Annotated in this window: 18 protein-coding genes; 9 read left to right on the top strand and 9 right to left on the bottom strand. The window is 63.1% G+C overall.

All coding sequences use genetic code 11. The annotated features are described in order from the left end of the window. Positions 1 to 18 precede the first annotated feature (18 nt). The 3 genes from tatA to tatC are packed head-to-tail and all read left to right on the top strand — an operon-like array spanning position 19 to position 1300. Positions 19 to 252 carry a twin-arginine translocase TatA/TatE family subunit gene (gene tatA, locus ACF8R4_RS14565; RefSeq protein ID WP_025753757.1) on the top strand — a complete coding sequence of 78 codons (234 nt, stop codon included), beginning with the start codon at positions 19 to 21 and terminating at the stop codon, positions 250 to 252. Beyond that, a complete protein-coding gene (tatB, locus tag ACF8R4_RS14560) occupies positions 252 to 542 on the top strand; it encodes a Sec-independent protein translocase protein TatB (RefSeq protein ID WP_156867978.1) in 291 nt (96 codons plus the stop codon). Before tatA ends, tatB begins: the two co-directional genes overlap by 1 nt. Then, on the top strand, positions 539 to 1300 hold the full coding sequence (gene tatC, locus ACF8R4_RS14555) for a twin-arginine translocase subunit TatC (protein ID WP_019098097.1): 762 nt from the start codon (positions 539 to 541) through the stop codon (positions 1298 to 1300). The genes tatB and tatC overlap by 4 nt, the downstream gene beginning before the upstream one ends. Positions 1301 to 1341: 41 nt before the next feature. Here the strand turns inward: tatC and ACF8R4_RS14550 are convergent, their stop codons facing one another. Next, positions 1342 to 1653, bottom strand: a complete 312-nt coding sequence (locus ACF8R4_RS14550; RefSeq protein ID WP_306578777.1) for an NGG1p interacting factor NIF3 — start codon at positions 1651 to 1653, stop codon at positions 1342 to 1344. 3 nt (positions 1654 to 1656) lie between these two features. Further along, positions 1657 to 5556 carry a phosphoribosylformylglycinamidine synthase gene (gene purL / locus ACF8R4_RS14545; protein ID WP_392492771.1) on the bottom strand — a complete coding sequence of 1300 codons (3900 nt, stop codon included), beginning with the start codon at positions 5554 to 5556 and terminating at the stop codon, positions 1657 to 1659. 528 nt (positions 5557 to 6084) lie between these two features. On the opposite strand from purL, the gene mltF reads away from it, so the two are divergent. Next, positions 6085 to 7542 (top strand): membrane-bound lytic murein transglycosylase MltF, encoded by a 1458-nt coding sequence (gene mltF / locus ACF8R4_RS14540; protein WP_019098095.1) that lies wholly within the window; start codon positions 6085 to 6087, stop codon positions 7540 to 7542. 11 nt (positions 7543 to 7553) lie between these two features. Here the strand turns inward: mltF and tadA are convergent, their stop codons facing one another. After that, on the bottom strand, positions 7554 to 8033 hold the full coding sequence (tadA, locus tag ACF8R4_RS14535) for a tRNA adenosine(34) deaminase TadA (protein ID WP_016713031.1): 480 nt from the start codon (positions 8031 to 8033) through the stop codon (positions 7554 to 7556). Further along, on the bottom strand, positions 8033 to 9415 hold the full coding sequence (locus ACF8R4_RS14530; protein WP_392492768.1) for a multicopper oxidase family protein: 1383 nt from the start codon (positions 9413 to 9415) through the stop codon (positions 8033 to 8035). The genes tadA and ACF8R4_RS14530 overlap by 1 nt, the downstream gene beginning before the upstream one ends. A 208-nt stretch (positions 9416 to 9623) precedes the next feature. On the opposite strand from ACF8R4_RS14530, the gene ACF8R4_RS14525 reads away from it, so the two are divergent. Then, positions 9624 to 10079: a GNAT family N-acetyltransferase gene (locus ACF8R4_RS14525; protein WP_104835414.1), complete on the top strand. Its 456-nt coding sequence runs from the start codon at positions 9624 to 9626 to the stop codon at positions 10077 to 10079. A 65-nt stretch (positions 10080 to 10144) separates the two neighbouring features. Here the strand turns inward: ACF8R4_RS14525 and guaA are convergent, their stop codons facing one another. From guaA to ACF8R4_RS14505, 4 genes are all read right to left on the bottom strand, one after another. Continuing rightward, entirely contained in the window at positions 10145 to 11722 is a 1578-nt protein-coding gene (gene guaA, locus ACF8R4_RS14520; protein ID WP_392492766.1) for a glutamine-hydrolyzing GMP synthase, read from the bottom strand. A 78-nt stretch (positions 11723 to 11800) separates the two neighbouring features. Next, a complete protein-coding gene (guaB, locus tag ACF8R4_RS14515; RefSeq protein WP_012270723.1) occupies positions 11801 to 13270 on the bottom strand; it encodes an IMP dehydrogenase in 1470 nt (489 codons plus the stop codon). Between the two features lie 86 nt (positions 13271 to 13356). After that, positions 13357 to 13914, bottom strand: a complete 558-nt coding sequence (locus ACF8R4_RS14510) for a hypothetical protein (RefSeq protein ID WP_028698964.1) — start codon at positions 13912 to 13914, stop codon at positions 13357 to 13359. A 47-nt stretch (positions 13915 to 13961) separates the two neighbouring features. Then, positions 13962 to 14717, bottom strand: coding sequence for a sulfite exporter TauE/SafE family protein (locus ACF8R4_RS14505; RefSeq protein WP_156867082.1), 756 nt, complete (start codon positions 14715 to 14717; stop codon positions 13962 to 13964). A 97-nt stretch (positions 14718 to 14814) separates the two neighbouring features. Here ACF8R4_RS14505 and ACF8R4_RS14500 point away from each other — a divergent pair, with 97 nt between their 5' ends. The 4 genes from ACF8R4_RS14500 to leuA all read left to right on the top strand — a co-directional run bounded on the left by ACF8R4_RS14500 (position 14815) and on the right by leuA (position 20047). Continuing rightward, positions 14815 to 15771 carry a LysR family transcriptional regulator gene (locus ACF8R4_RS14500; protein ID WP_374754774.1) on the top strand — a complete coding sequence of 319 codons (957 nt, stop codon included), beginning with the start codon at positions 14815 to 14817 and terminating at the stop codon, positions 15769 to 15771. Next, on the top strand, positions 15731 to 17110 hold the full coding sequence (xseA, locus tag ACF8R4_RS14495; RefSeq protein WP_156867083.1) for an exodeoxyribonuclease VII large subunit: 1380 nt from the start codon (positions 15731 to 15733) through the stop codon (positions 17108 to 17110). The genes ACF8R4_RS14500 and xseA overlap by 41 nt, the downstream gene beginning before the upstream one ends. Before the next feature lie 3 nt (positions 17111 to 17113). Next, on the top strand, positions 17114 to 17941 hold the full coding sequence (locus ACF8R4_RS14490) for a M23 family metallopeptidase (protein ID WP_164524999.1): 828 nt from the start codon (positions 17114 to 17116) through the stop codon (positions 17939 to 17941). A 432-nt stretch (positions 17942 to 18373) separates the two neighbouring features. Next, positions 18374 to 20047 (top strand): 2-isopropylmalate synthase, encoded by a 1674-nt coding sequence (gene leuA, locus ACF8R4_RS14485; protein WP_060497425.1) that lies wholly within the window; start codon positions 18374 to 18376, stop codon positions 20045 to 20047. Positions 20048 to 20184: 137 nt separating this feature from the next. Here leuA and ACF8R4_RS14480 read toward each other — a convergent pair whose 3' ends face one another. Further along, positions 20185 to 20865 (bottom strand): bifunctional 4-hydroxy-2-oxoglutarate aldolase/2-dehydro-3-deoxy-phosphogluconate aldolase, encoded by a 681-nt coding sequence (locus ACF8R4_RS14480; RefSeq protein WP_019098216.1) that lies wholly within the window; start codon positions 20863 to 20865, stop codon positions 20185 to 20187. Positions 20866 to 20868 lie beyond the last annotated feature (3 nt).

Here is a 20868-nt window from a genome sequence, read left to right as displayed (position 1 = left end):
CTTACAGGAGTGGTCGCAATGGGTGGCATTGGAATCTGGCAACTGGTGATCGTACTGCTGATCGTATTCCTGCTGTTTGGCACCAAGCGCCTCAAGGGCCTGGGCAGCGATGTGGGTGAGGCGATCCAGGGGTTTCGCAAATCCATGGGCGGTGACAACGATGTCAATGCCGCTGGCCAGGCACAAGTACAGCAGCAGGCGCCGCTGAACGGCCAGGCCACTCAGCAGCCTCAAGCGGATCGTCAGGCCTGATGTTCGAGGTAGGCTTCAGCGAGGTGCTGTTGGTCGGCATTGTCGCGTTGCTGGTGCTGGGCCCGGAACGCCTGCCGGTAGCGGCGCGTACCCTGGGGCGCGGGCTGGGCCAGGCGCGCCGGGCCATGCACGCCTTACGCACGCAGGTAGAACGCGAAATCGACATGCCGAACCTCGACAGCGCCCCATTACAGCGCCTGGAGCAGGAGATCCGCCAAGGCATAAGTTTGAACGCGGAGCCGGCCAATGATGCAGCCACGGTCGCCCTGCCCAAGGAAAATGCCTCATGAGTATTGCCATGGACCCGGCGGCCAGCATGCCGTTGACCGAACACCTGCGCGACCTGCGCAAACGCCTGGTGCGTTGCCTGGCGTTGGTGGCGCTGGTGTTCGCTGGCCTGTTCCCCTTTGCGCAAACGCTGTACACGCTCATTTCCGAACCGCTGCGGCGCTTTTTGCCAGAAGGCGCGAGCATGATCGCTACCAGCGTCACCTCGCCGTTTCTGACACCGTTCAAGCTGACCGCGATGTGTGCGCTGTTCGTGGCCATGCCGCTGCTGCTGCACCAGGCCTGGGGCTTTCTGGCGCCGGGGCTGTACCGCCGTGAACGGCGCATTGCCCTGCCGCTGCTGGTGTCGAGCATCGTGCTGTTCTATGCCGGCATGGCCTTCGCGTTCTTCCTGGTGTTTCCGATGATGTTCGGCTTTTTTGCCAGCGTGACGCCGGACGGCGTGGCGATGATGACCGACATCAGCCAGTACCTGGACTTTATCCTGGCGCTGTTCCTGGCGTTCGGGCTGGCGTTCGAGATCCCGGTGGCGACGTTCATCGTGGTCTGGGTGGGGTTGGCCGATGTGGCCACGTTGCGGCGCAGCAGGCCCTACGTGATTGTCGGGTGCTTTGTGGTGGGGATGATATTGACGCCACCGGATGTGTTTTCGCAGACGATGCTGGCGGTGCCGATGTGGGTGTTGTTCGAGGTGGGGTTGCTGGCTTGTGGCTGGTTGAAGCGGCCGGTGCCTGGCAAGGACATTGTGGCTGGCGTGTAGGGCCTATTCGCGGGCGTGCCCGCGAATGGCCGTGATGCGGTCTAGAACTCGGCGAGCCGCCAGACTTCATAGGCTGGCGTCTCGTACGGGTGGCTCTGCCTGAGCGCAGCGACGACCTGAACAATCAGGTCGTCCGCCACCACCAGCTCCACCTTCCACTCTTCCACCACCTCGACCTGGCCGGCTTGCCCGAGGAACGGCTGGCTGCCGTCCAACGGGCGAAACTGGCCCTGGCCCAGGGTTTGCCAGGCGCAGTGGTCATAGTCACCGATGCGCCCGCCACCGGCGGCGAATACGGCGGCCTTGACCACTTCGACATGGCTGGCGGGGACGAAGAAGGCGAGCTTGTACACGCCTTAGTTCACCCACACCCGTGCGTTGCGGAACATACGCATCAGCGCGGCATCTTCCTGCCACTCGTCCGGGCGCCAGGAGTTTTGCACGGCGCGGAACATACGCTCCGGGTGCGGCATCATGATGGTCACGCGGCCGTCGCGGCTGGTAAGGCCGGTGATACCACGCGGCGAGCCGTTCGGGTTAGCCGGGTAGGCTTCGGTGACCTTGCCGTGGTTGTCGACGTAGCGCAGGGCCACGCAACCGGACACGTCGGCTTCCAGCAGTGCCGCTTCGTTGGCGAACTCGGCGTGGCCTTCGCCGTGGGCGATGGCGATCGGCATGCGCGAACCGGCCATGCCCTGCAGGAAGATCGAGTTGGACTTCTGCACCTCGACCATGGCCACACGGGCTTCGAACTGCTCCGAGCGGTTACGCACGAAGTGCGGCCAGTACTCGGTGCCCGGGATCAGCTCGTGCAGGTTGGACATCATCTGGCAACCGTTGCACACGCCCAGGGCGAAGCTGTCGGTACGCTCGAAGAAGGCCTGGAAGGCGTCACGGGCACGGGCGTTGAACAGCGCCGACTTGGCCCAGCCTTCGCCGGCACCCAGTACGTCACCGTACGAGAAACCACCGCAGGCGACCAGGCCCTTGAAGGCTTCGAAGTCGACACGGCCAGCGAGGATGTCGCTCATGTGCACGTCGATCGCGGCGAAGCCGGCGCGGTCGAAGGCAGCAGCCATTTCGACCTGGCCGTTGACACCCTGCTCGCGCAGGATGGCCACTTGCGGGCGCACGCCCTTCTTGATGTACGGTGCGGCGATGTCGTCGTTGACGTCGAAGCCCAGCTTCACCGACAGGCCCGGGTTGTCTTCTTCCAGCAACAGGTCGAATTCCTGGTCGGCACAGTCGGCGTTGTCGCGCAGGCGCTGGATCTGGTAGCTGGTTTCGGCCCACTGACGCTGCAGCATGCGGCGGTCGTCGTCGAACAGCACTTCGCCGTTCAGGCTGATGGACACTTCACCGTTGTTGACCGGCTTGCCGATCACCGCGACGCAACCTTCGCCCAGACCAGCAGCGCTGAACTGTGCGAGTACGTCCGGAGTGGCATCCTGGCGAACCTGGATGACTGCGCCCAGCTCTTCGTTGAAGAGGATGGCCGGTACATCGCCCTTGCTGTCGGTCAGCGGGTCGAGGTGCAGGTCGAGGCCGCAATGGCCGGCGAAGGCCATTTCCAGCACGGTGGTGACCAGGCCGCCGTCGGAACGGTCGTGGTAGGCCAGCAGGTGGCCGTCGGCGTTCAGGCCCTGGATGACCGCGAAGAAGGCCTTGAGGTCTTCAGCGTCGTCGACGTCCGGTGCCTGGGCAGCGATCTTGCCGTAGGTCTGAGCCAGGATCGAGGCGCCCATGCGGTTCTTGCCACGGCCCAGGTCGATCAGAATCAGGTCGGTCTCGCCCTTGTCCATGCGCAGTTGCGGGGTCAGGGTTTTGCGGATGTCGGTGACCGGGGCGAAGCCGGTGATGATCAGCGACATTGGCGAGGTAACGCTCTTCTCGACGCCCTCATCGCTCCACTTGGTCTTCATCGACATCGAGTCTTTGCCGACCGGAATGGTAATGCCCAGCTCCGGGCACAGCTCCATGCCGACAGCCTTGACGGTGTCGTACAGGCGGGCGTCTTCACCCGGGTGACCAGCAGCGGACATCCAGTTGGCCGACAGTTTGATGTCGGACAGCTTTTCGATGCGCGAAGCGGCCAGGTTGGTCAGGGTTTCGCCGATGGCCATGCGGCCAGACGCCGGGGCATCCAGCAGTGCCAGCGGGGTGCGCTCACCCATGGCCATGGCTTCACCGGTGTAGACGTCGAAGCTGGTGGCGGTGACGGCGCAGTCAGCCACCGGTACCTGCCACGGGCCGACCATCTGGTCGCGGGCAACCAGGCCGGTGATGGTGCGGTCGCCGATGGTGATCAGGAAGCTCTTGCTGGCCACGGCCGGGTGGCTAAGAACGCGCTGGACGGCGTTGTCCAGGTCCAGCTTGCTCGGGTCGAAGTCATCGCCCAGCTCGGCTTCGCGGGTAACCGAACGGTGCATGCGTGGCGGTTTACCCAGCAGCACGTCAAGCGGCATGTCCACCGGGGTGTTGCCAAAGTGGCTGTCGCTGACGGTCAGGTGTTGCTCTTCAGTCGCTTCACCCACTACAGCGAACGGGCAGCGCTCGCGCTCACAGATGGCCTGGAAGCGGTCGAAGTCAACGGCACTGACGGCCAGTACGTAACGCTCTTGCGATTCGTTGCTCCAGATTTCGTGCGGGGCCATGCCCGGCTCGTCGTTGGGCACGTTACGCAGTTCGAAGCGGCCACCACGACCACCGTCGTTGACCAGCTCAGGGAAGGCGTTGGAGATACCGCCGGCGCCAACGTCGTGGATGAACGCGATCGGGTTGGCGTCGCCCAGCTGCCAGCAGCGATCGATGACCTCCTGGCAACGGCGCTCCATTTCAGGGTTTTCGCGCTGTACCGAGGCGAAGTCCAGGTCTGCCGAGCTGGCACCGGTCGCCACCGACGAAGCGGCGCCGCCGCCCAGACCGATCAGCATGGCCGGGCCGCCGAGCACGATCAGCTTGGCGCCGACAGTGATCTCGCCCTTCTGCACGTGGTCTTCACGGATGTTGCCCATGCCACCGGCCAGCATGATCGGCTTGTGGTAGCCGCGCACTTCTTCACCGTGCGGGGTGTTGATGGCCTGCTCGAAGGTACGGAAGTAACCGGTCAGGGCCGGGCGACCGAATTCGTTGTTGAACGCCGCGCCACCCAGAGGGCCTTCGATCATGATGTCGAGGGCGTCGACGATGCGCTCAGGCTTGCCGTAAGCCTGCTCCCATGGCTGCTCGAAGCCCGGAATGCGCAGGTTGGACACGGTGAAGCCGGTGAGGCCAGCCTTGGGCTTGGCGCCACGGCCGGTAGCACCTTCGTCGCGGATTTCGCCGCCGGAGCCGGTGGAGGCACCAGAGAACGGGGCGATGGCGGTCGGGTGGTTGTGGGTTTCCACCTTCATCAGGATGTGCACCGGCTCCTGCACCGCGCCGTACTGGCGGGTTTCAGGGTTCGGGAAGAAACGGCCAGCCACGTTACCGACGATGACCGAGGCGTTGTCCTTGTAGGCGGACAGCACGCCTTCGTTGTGCATCTGGTAGGTGTTCTTGATCATGCCGAACAGGCTCTTTTCCTGAGCCTGGCCGTCAATGTCCCAACTGGCGTTGAAGATTTTGTGGCGGCAGTGCTCGGAGTTGGCCTGGGCGAACATCATCAGTTCGATGTCGTTCGGGTTGCGCTTGAGGCCCTGGAAGGCATTGACCAGGTAGTCGATCTCGTCTTCGGCCAGGGCCAGGCCCAGGTCGATGTTGGCCTTGGCCAGGGCGTCGCGGCCACCGGCCAGGATGTCGACCGAGGTCATCGGCTTGGGCTGGGCGTGGCTGAACATGTCGGCCGCCTGCTCCAGCTGGCCCAGCACGCGCTGGGTCATGCGGTCGTGCAGCTCGGCGGCGATCAATGCAGCGTCAGCATCGCTCAGGGTGCCGGCCACGTAGTAAGCGATGCCGCGCTCCAGGCGCTGGATCGACTGCAGGCCGCAGTTGTGGGCGATGTCGCTGGCCTTGCTGGCCCAAGGCGAAATGGTGCCCAGGCGCGGTACGACCAGGAACAGGCGACCGGTCGGCTCCTGTACCGGCACGCTCGGGCCGTACTTGAGCAGACGGCCCAGCACCTGCTGCTGGTCGGCGGTCAGCTCGCCGTCGACATCGGCGAAATGGGCAAATTCGGCATACAAACCAGTAACAGCGGGGACTTTCTGGCTCAGTTGCTCGAGTAATTTACCGTGGCGAAAGGCAGAAAGGGCAGGAGCGCCGCGCAGGATCAACATCGTCGGGACAGCCTCAGGAAGGGGTGTGCTTAGAGGCCGTGCATTCTAGCCTAATTCGATGGCTTTCGGCACCCGCTCTACGCCACGGCTGCCGGGCGGTGGAACCGGACTTTCGGGTCAATATTTCGGGTGCTCGCCTCAAGAGGTTTATGGCCTATGAGATCGAGCGCCGCCCGCGCGGCGCATCGCGAGCTACGCTCGCTCCTACGTTTGTTCCGGGCCAATTATTCCAGGGGTATTTGCGCGCGTACGCCTTGGCGCATGCCGTTAGATTGCGTCGTACCAACAAGCCGGTCGCGCGCGCCTGCCACAGGCGTAACTGGCCCTAAACAAACGTAGGAGCGAGCGCAGCTCGCGATGCGCCGCGCGGGCGGCGCTCGATCTCCCTGGCGCCACACATCTCACGGCAGGCACTTGGTGGCCCAAACACAATCCACCGCCACGCCCCCACATCACATAAACCGCTACCAGACAAGCTAACAGTTGTCGAGATATGGTTGGGCCGGTCCTTTGCGTATACTGCAACCTATGTTCGCCCACACTGCTTTGCGCCAGCGTTGCGCCAAATGGCTTCTCGCAACCGGACTCTTTCTGCTGCTCGGTGCCTGCGTTGAAAAACCCAGCACCCTCGAGCGCGTGAAGGAGGATGGCGTGCTGCGCGTCATCACCCGCAACAGCCCGGCCACCTACTTCCAGGACCGCAACGGCGAAACCGGCTTCGAATACGAGCTGGTCCAGCATTTCGCCGAAGATCTCGGCGTGAAGCTGCAGATCGAGACCGCCGACAACCTCGACGAGCTGTACGACGCCCTCGGCAAGCCCTCCGGCCCGGTGCTGGCCGCTGCCGGTCTGGTCAGCAGCGAGCGGCGCAAGGCCCAGGTCAGATACTCTCACCCGTACCTGGAAGTGACCCCGCAGGTCATCTACCGCAACGGCCGCCCGCGCCCCACAGACGCCAAGGGCCTGGTCGGCAAGAAGATCATGGTGCTCAAGGGCAGCAGCCATGCCGACCAGCTGGCCGAACTGAAGAAGCAGTACCCGGGCCTGCAATACGAAGAGTCCGACGCCGTCGAGGTGGTCGACCTGTTGCGCATGGTCGACGAAGGCCAGATCGACCTGACCTTGGTCGACTCCAACGAGCTGGCGATGAACCAGGTGTACTTCCCCAACGTGCGGGTTGCCTTCGACCTGGGCGATACCCGTGACCAGCGCTGGGCAGTGGCCGCAGGCGAAGACAACAGCCTGCTCAACGAGATCAACGAATTTCTCGACAAGGCGCAGAAGAACGGCACCCTGCAGCGACTGAAAGACCGTTATTACGGCCATGTCGACGTGTTGGGCTATGTGGGCGCCTACACCTTCGCCCAGCACCTGCAGCAACGCCTGCCCAAGTACGAGAAGCACTTCAAGAGCTACGCCAAGGTCGAGCAGGTAGACTGGCGCCTGCTGGCCGCTATCGGCTATCAGGAATCGATGTGGCAGCCGGAGGTCACCTCCAAGACCGGCGTGCGCGGCCTGATGATGCTGACCCAGCGCACCGCCCAGGCCATGGGCGTGTCCAACCGCCTGGACCCGAAACAGAGCATTCAGGGTGGCGCCAAATACTTCATGAAGATCAAGGAAGAGCTGGACGACAGCATTCAGGAGCCGGACCGCACCTGGTTCGCCCTGGCTGCCTATAACGTCGGCAGCGGCCACCTGGAAGACGCCCGTACCCTGGCCAAGCGCGAGAAGCTCAACCCGAACAAGTGGCTGGACGTGAAGAAGATGCTGCCGCGCCTGTCGCAGAAGCAGTGGTATCGGCAAACCAAGTACGGCTACGCCCGGGGTGGCGAGCCGGTGCACTTCGTGGCCAACATCCGCCGTTACTACGACATCCTCACCTGGGTGACCCAGCCGCAGCTCGAAGGCCAGGTGGCCGAGGGCAACCTGCATGTGCCTGGGGTGAACAAGGACAAGCCGGCAGATCAGTCGCCGCCCATGTAAGCCTGTACAGGTTAAGCCTTGGCCCGGCGAGCCTTGAAGAAATCACTGAGGATCTGCCCGCACTCCTCCGCCAGCACCCCGCCTTCCACCATCACCCGATGGTTCAGGAACCCCTGCCCGAAAAACTGCCCTTGGCTCTGCACGATCCCCGCCTTGGGCTCCAGGGCGCCAAACACCACGCGCATCACCCGCGAATGCACGATCAGCCCCGCACACATGCTGCACGGTTCCAGGGTCACGTAAAGGGTGCTGCCGGGCAGCCGGTAATTACTGGCAGACTTCGCCGCTGCGCGGATGGCCACCATCTCGGCATGCGCACTGGGGTCGCTGTCGATGATCGGCCGGTTGAAGCCCTGGCCGATCACCTGGCCATGCTGCACCAGCACTGCCCCCACCGGCACTTCCCCCATGCTTGCGCCTTGCGCAGCCAGTGTCAGTGCCAGGCGCATGAATTCCTGATCGCGGCTGCGATCGATGATCTGCGGGCGCATCAAACCACCGCGATCGCGGCCATCAGGCCGGTTTCCATGTGGTCGATGACGTGGCAGTGGAACATCCAGGTGCCCGGGTTATCCGCCACCAAGGCCACCTGGGCGCGCTCGTTCTTGCCCAGCAGGTAGGTATCGGTGAACCACGGCTCCTTGATGTCGTGGCGATTGGAGCCAATCACCTTGAAGCTCATGCCGTGCAGGTGGATCGGGTGCTGGTACTGGGTCATGTTCTTCAGCTCGAAGATGTAGCTCTTGCCCTTCTGCAACGTGGCGATGGGGCGGTCCGCGCAGGTCTTGTCGGTGATGTCCCAGGCCTGGCCATTGATCTGCCACATGCTCGAGGGCTTGTCCGGGTCAGGGGTGACAGTGACGTTGGCCGCCCATTCGAAATTGAAGTTGAGCTTTTCGGCATTCTCCAGGTCCGGCTCGGCGATCGGGTTGGGCGGCAGCGCTGGCGGCCAATCACCCGGCACGTCGTTGCTGGCCACCGAACGCAGGGTGCCCAGGCGCACGAAACCGTCTCGCAGGGAAATCTCCTCACCCGCCTCGGGAATACGGATGGCCAGGCAGATACGCATGCCCGGGCCGAGCCAGTACTCGTCTTCCAATGGGCGCGGGGTCACCGGGTTGCCGTCGAGGGCATAGATTTTGGCCTCACAGTTGCCCTTGAGGTTGAGGCGGTAAGTCCAGGTGTTGTCCAGGTTCAGCAGACGCACCCGCACCACGTGGCCGGCCGGCAGCTCGGTCACCGAGTCGGGCTGACCATTGATGGTGATCAAGCGCCCGGCGGTGCCGTTGCGCGCGGCCTCGCGCGGGATGCTGAAAGGTAGCCAGGCGCCCTGCTCGTCCACGTGCCAGTTCTTCAGGCTAAGGGTGCGCTCATGCTGGAAACCGGTCGGCTCGCGCTCCTCGACGATTAGCGGGCCGACCAGACCGCGCCCCAGCTCTTCGGAGCTGCTGACATGCGGGTGATACCAGTAGCTGCCGGCATCCGGTACGCGGAACTTGTAGTCAAAATACTCGCCCGGCTTGACCGGCAGTTGCGAGACGTAGGGCACACCGTCCATTTCCAGCGGCAGGCGAATGCCGTGCCAGTGAATGGTGGTTTCCACCGGCAGGTGGTTGATGAAGCGTACCCGCAGCCAGGTGCCCTGACGCGCGCGAAGCTCGGTGCCTGGTGCCGAAGGGCCGAAAGCCCAGGCTTCGGTCTTGAAGCCCGGCACCAGCTCGACATCCAGCGGCGCGGCGATCAGCTCGTAATCATGCCCGGCATTGTCGTCTTCGACCTTGCCCAGCCAGTAACGCGCCGCGCCACCGGCGCCCAGGCCAACCACAACCAGGCCGGTGAGGCCCTTGAGCATTTGTCGACGGGTGAAGGACATCGGTGCGGGTACCTCGTGTTCTGCGCAATCAAGCTGCCAGCAGCGGCTGGCGATGAAGGGCGAATACGATACACCTGCAAATAGGAAAGATTAAGTGAACTGTTGTTTTAATGGCCTAAGCCACCCTGTCCCTGGTGCTTACGCTTGTTTACAGATTGGCAAACCGTTGTACACGCACAATGGTTTTTTATTCAGCCAGGCCGACATCATGGCAGCCATTACCTTTCGCCCTGCAGTACCTGAAGACGCCGCAACCTGTATTGCCATCCGAGCCCTGACCAGGGAAAACGCGTTCACGGAAGAGGACCTGCGCGCCCTAGGCATAACCGTCGACACCTGGAGCAGCGGCATTCGCGATGGGTGCTCCCCTGGGTTCGTGGCTTGCAATGCTGATGAGATAGTCGGCTACTGCTTCGCCGATAAAGACAGCGGCGAGGTCACCGTACTTGCCCTGCTACCCGCATACGAGGGCCAGGGAACCGGCAAGCGTTTGCTTCAGAGGGTTGTCGATCAGCTGCGGGAGCTGGGGTTCGAACACCCCTTCCTGGCTTGCTCCAGCGACCCGAACGTACGCTCATATGGCTTCTATCGTCATCTGGGCTGGAAACCGACAGGTGAGCAGGATGAAGCGGGAGACGAGATCCTGCAGCTCAGTTCGATGTAGCGCCAAGAAATGCAAAAGCCCGCATTCAAGCGGGCTTTTGGGTGTTTCCGGCTATTGGCGCGGGATCATTCCCACTCGATAGTCGCCGGCGGCTTGCTCGACACGTCATAGGTAACGCGGGAGATACCGTCGATTTCGTTGATGATACGGCCGCTGACGGTTTCCAGCAGTTCGTACGGCAGGTGCGCCCAGCGCGCGGTCATGAAGTCCACGGTCTCGACGGCACGCAGGGCCACGACCCAGGCGTAGCGACGGCCGTCGCCAACGACGCCAACCGACTTGACCGGCTGGAACACCACGAACGCCTGGCTGGTCTTGTGGTACCAGTCGGCCTTGCGCAGCTCTTCGATGAAGATGTGGTCGGCGCGACGCAGGATGTCGGCGTATTCCTTCTTCACTTCACCCAGAATGCGCACGCCCAGGCCCGGGCCCGGGAACGGGTGGCGGTAGACCATGTCGTACGGCAGGCCCAGTTCCAGGCCGATCTTGCGCACTTCGTCCTTGAACAGCTCACGCAGCGGCTCGACCAGCTTGAGGTTCATTTCCTCCGGCAGGCCGCCCACGTTGTGGTGCGACTTGATCACGTGGGCCTTGCCGCTCTTGGCGCCAGCCGACTCGATCACGTCCGGGTAGATGGTGCCCTGAGCGAGGAAATGGATGTTTTCCAGCTTGCTGGCTTCGGCATCGAAGATGTCGATGAAGGTGCGGCCGATGATCTTGCGCTTCTTCTCCGGGTCGGCTTCGCCTTCCAGGTTGTCGAGGAACTGCTTTTCAGCATCGGCGCGGATCACTTTGACGCCCATGTTCTCTTTGAACATGGCCATCACCTGATCGCCTTCGTGCAGGCGCAGCAGGCCGTTGTCGACGAATACGCAGGTCAGCTGGTCACCGATGGCGCGGTGCAGCAGCGCGGCAACCACCGAGCTGTCGACACCGCCGGACAGGCCCAGCAGGACGTTGGCCGAACCGACTTGCTCACGCACCTGGGCGATGGCGTCTTCGACGATGTTGGACGGGGTCCACAGGGCTTCACAGCCGCAGATGTCCTGCACGAAGCGGGACAGGATGCGACCGCCTTGTTTGGTGTGGGTCACTTCCGGGTGGAACTGCACGCCGTAGTAGCCACGGGCATCGTCGAACATGCCGGCGATCGGGCAGCTTGGGGTGCTGGCCAGTACGTGGAAGTTGCCCGGCATCTGGGTAACCTTGTCGCCGTGGCTCATCCACACGTCCAGGCCCAGTACGCCGTCGTCGTCAACGTGGTCTTCGATGCCGTCGAGCAGGCGGCTCTTGCCGACTACGTCTACGCGGGCATAACCGAATTCACGCAGGTCGGAACCTTCTACCTTGCCGCCCATCTGCTCGGCCATGGTCTGCATGCCGTAGCAGATGCCCAGCACCGGTACGTTCAGGTCGAACACGGCCTGCGGAGCGCGTGGGCTGTTGGCTTCGTGAACCGACTCGGGGCCGCCGGCGAGGATGATGCCGCGCGGATTGAATTCGCGGATCGCTTCATCGTCCATGTCGAACGGGTGCAGTTCGCAGTACACGCCGATTTCGCGCACGCGGCGGGCGATCAGCTGGGTGTACTGGGAACCGAAATCGAGGATCAGGATGCGGTGAGCGTGAATGTCGAGGGCCATGACTCAATCTCGTCAGTGGAAATCGGAAACGACGCGGGGCTGTCGTGACAGCCCCGCATGCTTATATTGCTGGAAGCCTCAGCCTACGCGGTAGTTAGGGGCTTCTTTGGTGATCTGCACGTCATGCACGTGGGACTCGGCCATGCCGGCACCGGTGATGCGCACGAATTCCGGCTTGGTGCGCATCTCTTCGATGGTTGCGCTGCCGGTGTAGCCCATGGACGAACGCAGGCCGCCCATCAGCTGGTGGATGATCGCGGCCAGGGCGCCTTTATAAGGTACGCGGCCTTCGATGCCTTCCGGTACCAGCTTCTCGGCGCCGGCCGAGGAGTCCTGGAAGTAACGGTCGGACGAGCCTTGCGCCTGTGCCATGGCACCCAGCGAGCCCATGCCACGGTAGGCCTTGTAGGAACGGCCCTGGAACAGCTCGACTTCACCCGGAGCCTCTTCGGTACCGGCGAACATCGAACCCATCATCACGCAGGAAGCACCGGCAACGATGGCCTTGGACAGGTCACCGGAGAAGCGGATACCGCCGTCGGCGATCAGTGGCACGCCAGTGCCTTCCAGTGCGGCGGCAACGTTGGCAATGGCGCTGATTTGCGGCACGCCGACACCGGCAACGATACGGGTGGTGCAGATGGAACCTGGGCCGATACCGACCTTGACGGCATCAGCGCCCGCTTCGGCCAGGGCCTTGGCAGCGGCGCCGGTGGCGATGTTGCCGCCGATAACCTGCACTTGCGGGTAGGTTTCTTTTACCCAGCGAACGCGGTCGATCACACCTTTGGAGTGGCCGTGGGCGGTGTCGACAACCACCACGTCAACGCCAGCGGCTACCAGGGCAGCAACGCGCTCGCCGGTGTCCTTGCCGGTGCCGACCGCAGCGCCAACGCGCAGGCGACCTTGGTCGTCCTTGCTGGCCAGCGGGTAGGCCTTGGCTTTTTCGATGTCCTTGACGGTCATCATGCCCTTGAGGTTGAACTTGTCGTCAACGATCAGGACCTTTTCCAGGCGGTGCTTGTGCAGCAGCTCGCGCACTTCGTTCTTGTCGGCGCCTTCGCGGACGGTGACCAGACGCTCTTTTGGCGTCATCACGTCGCGGACCTTGGCGTCCAGGCGGGTTTCGAAGCGCACGTCACGGGAAGTGACGATGCCGACCAGGTCGCCGTTCGCCAGCACCGGTACGCCGGAGATGTTATTCAGGCGGGTCAGGTCGAACAGGTCGCGCACGGTGGCGTCGGCCTCGATGGTGATCGGGTCCTTGACCACGCCAGCCTCGAACTTCTTGACCTTGCGCACTTCGCCGGCCTGCTGTTCGATGGTCATGTTCTTGTGGATGATGCCGATACCGCCTTCCTGGGCCATGGCAATGGCCAGGCGCGCTTCGGTCACGGTATCCATGGCGGCGGAAACCAGCGGAATGTTCAGCTCGATGCCACGGGTCAAACGGGTCTTGAGACTGACTTCATTGGGCAGTACCTCGGAATAACCAGGTACAAGGAGGATATCGTCGAAGGTCAGGGCTTCTTGGCTGATACGCAGCATCGCGGGGGCTCCCGGGCGGGAAAAATGGAAGCGCGCCATTATACTCATGCACGGCGCGCCGCTCAATGCAAAATAAGGGCCTTCGGTCAGCCTTGTGGCAGTTTTACCTGCACCACGGCCACCGGCTGGTCGAGCCAGTCGGCGAAGCTGTCGAGAAAGGCCTGGGTGAACCCGGCCTCGCCCCAGTTGTTGAAGATGAACCCCAGGTTGGAAAAGGCACATGGCTGCAGGTAAATGAAGCCATTGATGTCATCTTCGAAGCCGCACAACGGGCAGGTGAAGTTGTCACTTACCCCCGGCATCCACTCTTCCAGGCTTTCGAACAGCGGCTCGCCCACTTCGCGCCGGCATTCCGGGCAACCGGCTTCTTCAAGAAAGCCATCGGTCGGTGTATAGATGCAGCGCTTGAGCATCACTTCCAGGCCGTTGACCTGCTGGCCGAAGGGCAGTTTTTCCGGGTGCAGGGCCACTTTGCGCGCGCCTGCAGCCAAGGCATGCCCCATGCGGTTGCCGGTGCGGCCACAGGTGGTCAGTTGCTCCTCGACGACCTTTTCGCGCACCAGCCAGCGCAGGATGGCGCGGGCGCGGGCTTCATGCACCGGGACGGTGGACAGCTTGGGAACGATGATGCTCTGGGTGTTCATGAACGGGAAAAGCCTGAAAAACTGCGGTAATGACGCAATTCTACCGCTCAGGCGCTCAGGTAGCGACCGATCAACGCCAACCCGCTGGCCAGCACCAGCCAGGTGACCAAGCGTACAAACGCCTCACGGGACAGCCGGTGGGTCAGCCTGCGCCCCAGCCAAAGGCCGACGAACATGACCGGCAGCAAGCAGACGGCAAGCAGCAGCAAGCTTTGGTCGGCATAGACACCGGCGACCAGGAACAGCGTCAGGCGCACCACCGTGCTGCAACTGATCAGCGCGCTCTGGGTGGCACGAACCTGCTCCTTTACCTCCAGCCGTGCGCTCAGGTAAAGGGCGTACAAGAAACCGCCGCTGCCAAATAGCGCACCGAACAAACCACCTGCCGTACCCATCGGCACCGCCCACACGCCAGACAACCGGGCCGGCCGCACCTTCACCGCCAACCCGTAAAGCGCGTAGGCCGTGACGAACAAGCCCATCAGCAGCAGCAAAAGGTCGGATTTCAGTTGCAGAAGAAATACCACGCCCAGCGCGCAGCCCAGCGCCATGAACGGCAGCAGCCGCAGCAACTCGCTGCGCACCACGTCCCGGCGCGATGGCAGCAGGTTGCCAAACGCGGCAACGAAGTCCAGCAGCACCAACAGCGGAATGATGCGTGACAACGGCATGAAGTGGATCAGCACAGGGCCGGCCACCAGCGCCGTGCCGAAACCGGCGATGCCAAAAACGATGTAGGCGGCACCGACACCGAACAGGATGGGCAGCCAGTCAAGGCCGGAAAACGACAGTTGGGCAAGCATGGCAGCAGTTCCTGAAAAGACAGGCCAAGGTTAGCCAGCCATGAGCCATGCCGGCTAATATGCCTTTATCGCCATAGCTATCTTGAAAAGGCATGACATGACGTCGATCCGCCAGTTGCGTTACTTCGTGGAAATTGCCGAGTGTGGCAGCTTCAGCGGCGCCGCCGAACGGCTATACATCGCACAATCGGCGCTAAGCCGGCAGATCAAGGAGCTGGAGCAGCAACTGGGCACGCCACTGTTCGAACGCACAGCACGCCTGCCACGCCTGACGCTAGCCGGGCAGGCCTTTCTCGAACGGGCTCGCCGCTTGCTGGCCGACCTGGCGCAAGCAGAGCGCGTTACGCGCGACATTGGCGAGGGGTTGCAGGGCAGCCTGCGCCTGAACCATTCCAGCACCGTGCCGCTGATCGGCCCGTTGCTGGCTCGCCTGGGGGACTATCTGCGGGAAAACCCGGGGGTTTCGCTGGAGATCGCGCAGCAGTCGTCGGAGGCCCAGTTGGAGGATATTGCGGCCGGGCGGCTGGATATCGGCCTGCTGCGCTTGCCGGTGCTGCGCCAGCACGAAGGCGTGGTGCTGCATGAACTGTTCAGCGAACCGCTGTTGCTGGCGGTCGCTGCTGGGCACCCATTGGCCAACGCGCCGCACGTTCAACTGGAGCAATTGAGGGAAGAACGCTTTATTTCCATCCCGCACCGGGACCGTGGCGGGCTGAGTTACCTGTCGGCTTCGTTGTGCATGGCGGCCGGCTTCTTTCCGCGCGCGGCGCAGGTGCTGTCGCGCAAAACTACGCAATTGCAGCTGATTCAGGCGGGTTTCGGGGTGGCGTTACTGCCAGCGTGCATGCGTGAAATTGCGCCGGCTTCGGTCAGTTTCGTGGCGCTGGAAGGGGGCTGCGAGAGCACCGTAGCGCTGGCTTGCCGACGTGACGTAGGGCAGATGGTGCGCCAGTTCGTGAAGGCGATAGGGCCGGGACAGACAACCGGGGCCGATGTCCTTTATGATGCCCGCCATGATCAAAGACCCCTTCGAACGACTCGGCCTGGACCGTGAGGTCCTTACCGTCAGCCAACTCAACGGCCGCGCCCGCGTGCTGCTGGAAGACGTGTTCCGCAGCGTGTGGGTGGAAGGCGAGATTTCCAACCTCGCCCGCCCCGCGTCCGGCCACATGTACTTCACCCTCAAGGACAGCGGCGCTCAGGTGCGCTGTGCATTGTTCCGGCAGAATGCCACCCGCGTACGCCAAGCCCTGCGAGACGGCCTTGCCGTTCGTGTGCGCGGCAAGGTTTCACTGTTCGAGGGGCGTGGCGACTACCAGCTGATTCTCGACACCGTCGAGCCGGCCGGCGATGGCGCACTTCGCCTGGCATTCGAAGCCCTCAAGGAAAAGCTCGGTGCCGAGGGGCTGTTCAGCGCCGAACGCAAGAAGCCGCTACCGGCCCACCCACAGCGCATCGGCATCATCACGTCACCCACCGGTGCAGTGATCCGCGACATCATCAGTGTGTTCGGCCGCCGTGCCCCCCAGGTAGAGCTGAACCTGATCCCGACAGCGGTACAGGGGCGCGAGGCCATCGCGCAGATCGTGCGTGCCATCCGCCTCGCCGACAGCCTCGGTTTCGATGCGCTGATCCTGGCCCGCGGAGGCGGCTCGCTGGAAGACCTGTGGTGTTTCAACGAAGAAGCCGTGGCGCGTGCGGTTGCCGCCTGCGTCACGCCGATTGTCAGCGCCGTGGGCCATGAAACCGATGTGTCGATCAGCGACTTTGTCGCTGACGTGCGCGCGCCCACACCGTCTGCTGCCGCCGAACTGCTGGCCCCCGACAACAGTGGCCTGCAGCAACGCCTGGATGGCCTGCAACGGCGCCTGCTGCTGCGCATGCAGAACCGCCTGACCCACGACCGCCTGCGCCTGGATTCCCTGGCCCGGCGCCTGCGCCACCCGGGCGAGCGTTTGCGCCAGCAGGCCCAGCGCCTGGACGACCTGGACATGCATCTGCGCCGCGCCTTCATGCTCAGCCTCAACCAGCGCCGCGAACGCCTGGCACGCCTGGAGACGCGCTTGGCCGCACAGCATCCGGGGCGTACCCTGAAACTGCTGAGTCAGCGCCTGGACAGCCTGGCCGAGCGCCTGCCACGGGCCATGCGCGACGTGCTCAAAGATCGCCGCCAGCGCTTCCAGGCTCAGTTGCAAACCTTGCAGGTGGTCAGCCCGCTGGCCACCCTCGCCCGCGGCTACAGCATTTTGCTGGATGAACAAGGCCAGGCCATCCGCAGCGCCGAACAGACCCGCAACGGCCAGCGCCTGACCGCTCGCCTGAACGAAGGCGAGCTGCTGGTGCGGGTCGAAGACAACCACCTGACCCCGGTCACCCTCTCACTACTGGACTGACACATGCCCCGCCTGCTTGCGCCCCTGCTTGCCCTTTCCCTGTTGCTGCTGGCCGGCGGCGCTCAGGCCAGCTACATCACCCGCATATTGAATAAGCCGGTGCCCGGCGGCGTGGCGGTGGTCGACCTGGGCCCCGCCGCCAGCGCGCCCAGTGCCCGCTTCGACGGCAAGCCGGTGCTGGTGGTGAAGGAGCAGGATACCTGGCTGGCCATCGTCGGCATCCCGCTGACCCAGAAGCCCGGCACTGCCACGTTGAACCAGGGCGGTCGCACGCTGCCTTTCAGCGTGGGGAGCAAGAAATACCCCGAGCAGCGCATCACCCTGAAGAACACCCGCCAGGTCAACCCGAACCCGGCCGACCTCAAGCGCATCGACCGCGAACTGGCCGAGCAGATCAAGGCCTACCGCAGTTTCAGCCCGAGCCTGCCGAGCAACCTGATCCTCGACAAGCCGGTCAACGGCCCGCTGTCGAGCAAGTTTGGCGTGCGCCGCTTCTTCAATGGCGAAGAACGCAACCCGCATGCCGGGCTGGACTTCGCGGTGCCGGCGGGCACGCCAATCAAGACCCCGGCCAATGGCAAGGTGATTCTGGTGGGGGACTACTTCTTCAATGGCCGCACAGTGTTCGTCGACCATGGGCAGGGCTTCATCAGCATGTTCTGCCACATGTCGAAGATCGATGTGCAGGAGGGGCAGCAGCTGCGTCGTGGCGAGGTGGTCGGGCGTGTGGGCTCCACCGGGCGGGCGACCGGGCCGCATATGCACTGGAACGTCAGCCTGAATGACGCGCGGGTGGATCCGGCGATATTCATTGGGGCGTTCCAGCCCTAGTATCGGCGGCGCCTGCTTCGCGGGCATGCCCGCTCCCACCGGTATTGCGCCGCTCTCGAAGGCCGCGCTGTACCTGCGGAGCGGGCAAGCCCGCGAAGAGGCCAGCACTGCCGACATCAATTCCGCCGTGTTGCGCAATCGAAAAATACCGCGCAACATTCAATAATCATTCAGAAAATTCCAGCGATAAAATCTCGCAAAAGAACTTTTTTTAAGCATTCCTCTCAATTTTCCTCGAACGCTTGCCATCCCCCACCCCACTGGTTAAGTTTGAGGGCATGAAAACCTTCAGCACCCTCATCCTGCTCCGACAACATCGCAGCCTCTGCCTGGTCAGCGCCCGACTACCAGGTTGAATCGCGTCGCCTCGCCTCTTCATCTCGTTATCGCTCGGCAGGCCCGATCTCGGCCGCACACAAAAGGATTGCTTCCATGACCATGCTCAAAGACCCTTCGAAGAAGTACCGCGCTTTCCCGACCATCGACCTGCCTGACCGCACCTGGCCCTCGAAGACCATCACTGCCGCGCCGATCTGGTGCAGCTCCGACCTGCGTGATGGCAACCAGTCGCTGATCGAGCCGATGGATTCGGAGAAGAAACTGCGCTTCTGGAAGACCCTGGTGCAGGTGGGCGTGAAGGAAATCGAAGCCTCGTTCCCGTCTGCCTCGCAAACCGACTTCGACTTCGTGCGTACCCTCATTCAAGACGGCCATATTCCGGATGACACCACTATCCAGGTGCTCACCCAGGCGCGTGAAGACCTGATCGCCCGAACCTTCGAGTCGCTGCGCGGTGCCAAGAAAGCCATCGTCCACCTGTACAACGCCACCAGCCCGTCGTTCCGCCGCATCGTCTTCAACCAGGACAAGCAAGGCGTGAAGGACATCGCGGTGAACGCGGCCAAGCTGTTCGTCAAGTACGCTGCCCAGCAGCCGGAAACCCAGTGGACCTTCCAGTACTCGCCAGAAACCTTCAGCGCCACCGAAATGGAGTTCGCCAAGGAAGTCTGTGACGCAGTCATCGAGGTGTGGAACCCGACGCCTGAGCATAAGATCATCCTCAACCTGCCGGCCACGGTGGAAGTGTCTACGCCGAACATCTACGCCGACCAGATCGAGTGGTTCTGCCGCAACGTCAGCCGTCGCGACAGCGTGATCATCAGCCTGCACTGCCACAACGACCGCGGCACCGGCATCGCCGCCACCGAACTGGGCCTGATGGCGGGTGCCGACCGCGCCGAAGGCTGCCTGTTCGGCAACGGCGAGCGTACCGGTAACGTCGACCTGGTGACCTTGGCACTGAACCTCTACACCCAAGGCATCGACCCGTTGCTGGACTTCTCCGACATCGACGGCGTGCGCAAAGTGGTCGAAGAGTGCAACCAGTTGCCGGTGCACCCACGTCACCCGTATGTGGGCGATCTGGTCCACACCGCGTTCTCCGGCTCGCACCAGGACGCCATCCGCAAAGGCTTCGCCAAGCAGCAGGAAGGCGAGCTTTGGGAAGTGCCGTACCTGCCAATCGACCCGGCCGACATCGGCCGCAGCTACGAGGCGGTCATCCGCGTCAACAGCCAGTCGGGCAAAGGCGGCATCACCTACCTGCTCGAGCAGGAATACGGCATCAGCCTGCCACGCCGCATGCAGATCGAATTCAGCCAGGTCGTCCAGGGTGAAACCGACCGCCTGGGCCTGGAAATGACCGCCCAGCAGATCTACAGCCTGCTGCACAAGGAATACCTCCAGGCCAACGCGCCGTACGCGCTGGTCAGCCACCGCCTGCAGGAAGAAAACGGCCACAGCGCCGTGGAAGTGGAAGTCGCCGGCGAAGGGGAAACCACCCTGCACTGGCGCGGCAAGGGCAACGGCGCCCTGGAAGCCCTGGTAGCCGGCCTGCCGATCTCGGTGGAGATCATGGACTACAACGAGCATGCCATTGGCGCAGGCACCAATGCCAAGGCTGCTGCCTACATTGAATTGCGCGTGGCCGGTGGCCGTCCGGTGCATGGTGTGGGTATCGATGAAAACATCACCACCGCCAGCTTCAAGGCGCTGTTCAGCGCGCTGAACCGCTCGCTGAGCCAGCAGGAAGCGAAGGCGGCCTGAGCCCTGGTGTGATGAATGAAAAAGCCCGCATCGTTTGATGCGGGCTTTTTTGTTGCCTGTTCTGGCCCTACAAGAATGACAGGCAAAAAAAGGGGCGCCGACCAAGCGCCCCATAAGCCGTAAAGCACACAACAAATTCAGTTGGCGTCCAGCAACGCCATCGCCTCGGCACTGCACGCCTCGATCCGCGCCCAGTCGCCGTTCTTGATCCAGCCGCTGTCGAGCATCCAGGTCCCGCCCACGCACATCACATTGGGCAAGGCCATGTAGTTGCGCACGTTGGCCGGGTTCACGCCGCCCGTAGGGCAGAAGCGGATATCACCGAACGGCCCGCCAAAGGCCTTGATCGCTGCAACACCGCCGCTGATTTCCGCCGGGAACAGCTTGAAGCGGCGGTAGCCCAGGGCGTAGCCCATCATGATTTCGGACGGGGTGCTGATGCCCGGCAGCAGCGGGATTTCACTGTCCACGCCAGCTTCGAGAATGTCCTGGGTAATGCCCGGGGTAACAACGAATTGCGCGCCCGCCGCTTCAACGGCGGCAAACATGCTGCGATCAAGCACGGTACCGGCACCAACGCACAGCTCCGGGCGCTGTTCACGCAGCACCTGGATGGCCTTCAGGCCATGCTGCGAGCGCAGGGTCACTTCCAGGGTACGGATGCCGCCAGCGGCCAGGGCATCAGCCAGTGGCAGGATGTCTTCCTCACGGGCGATGGTGATCACCGGCAGGATGCGCGCCTTTTCGCAGATGGCATCGATCCGCGCGGCTTTATCGGCCATCGAGAGCTTGGGCTGTGGGCGTTCAAGGGTGGTCATGAC

Origin of the sequence: Pseudomonas sp. FYR_2 (assembly GCF_043106425.1) — a bacterium.
Classification (GTDB): domain Bacteria; phylum Pseudomonadota; class Gammaproteobacteria; order Pseudomonadales; family Pseudomonadaceae; genus Aquipseudomonas; species Aquipseudomonas monteilii.
Note: the sequence above shows the minus strand (reverse complement) of the source record. Positions and strands in the feature narration are given on the sequence as shown.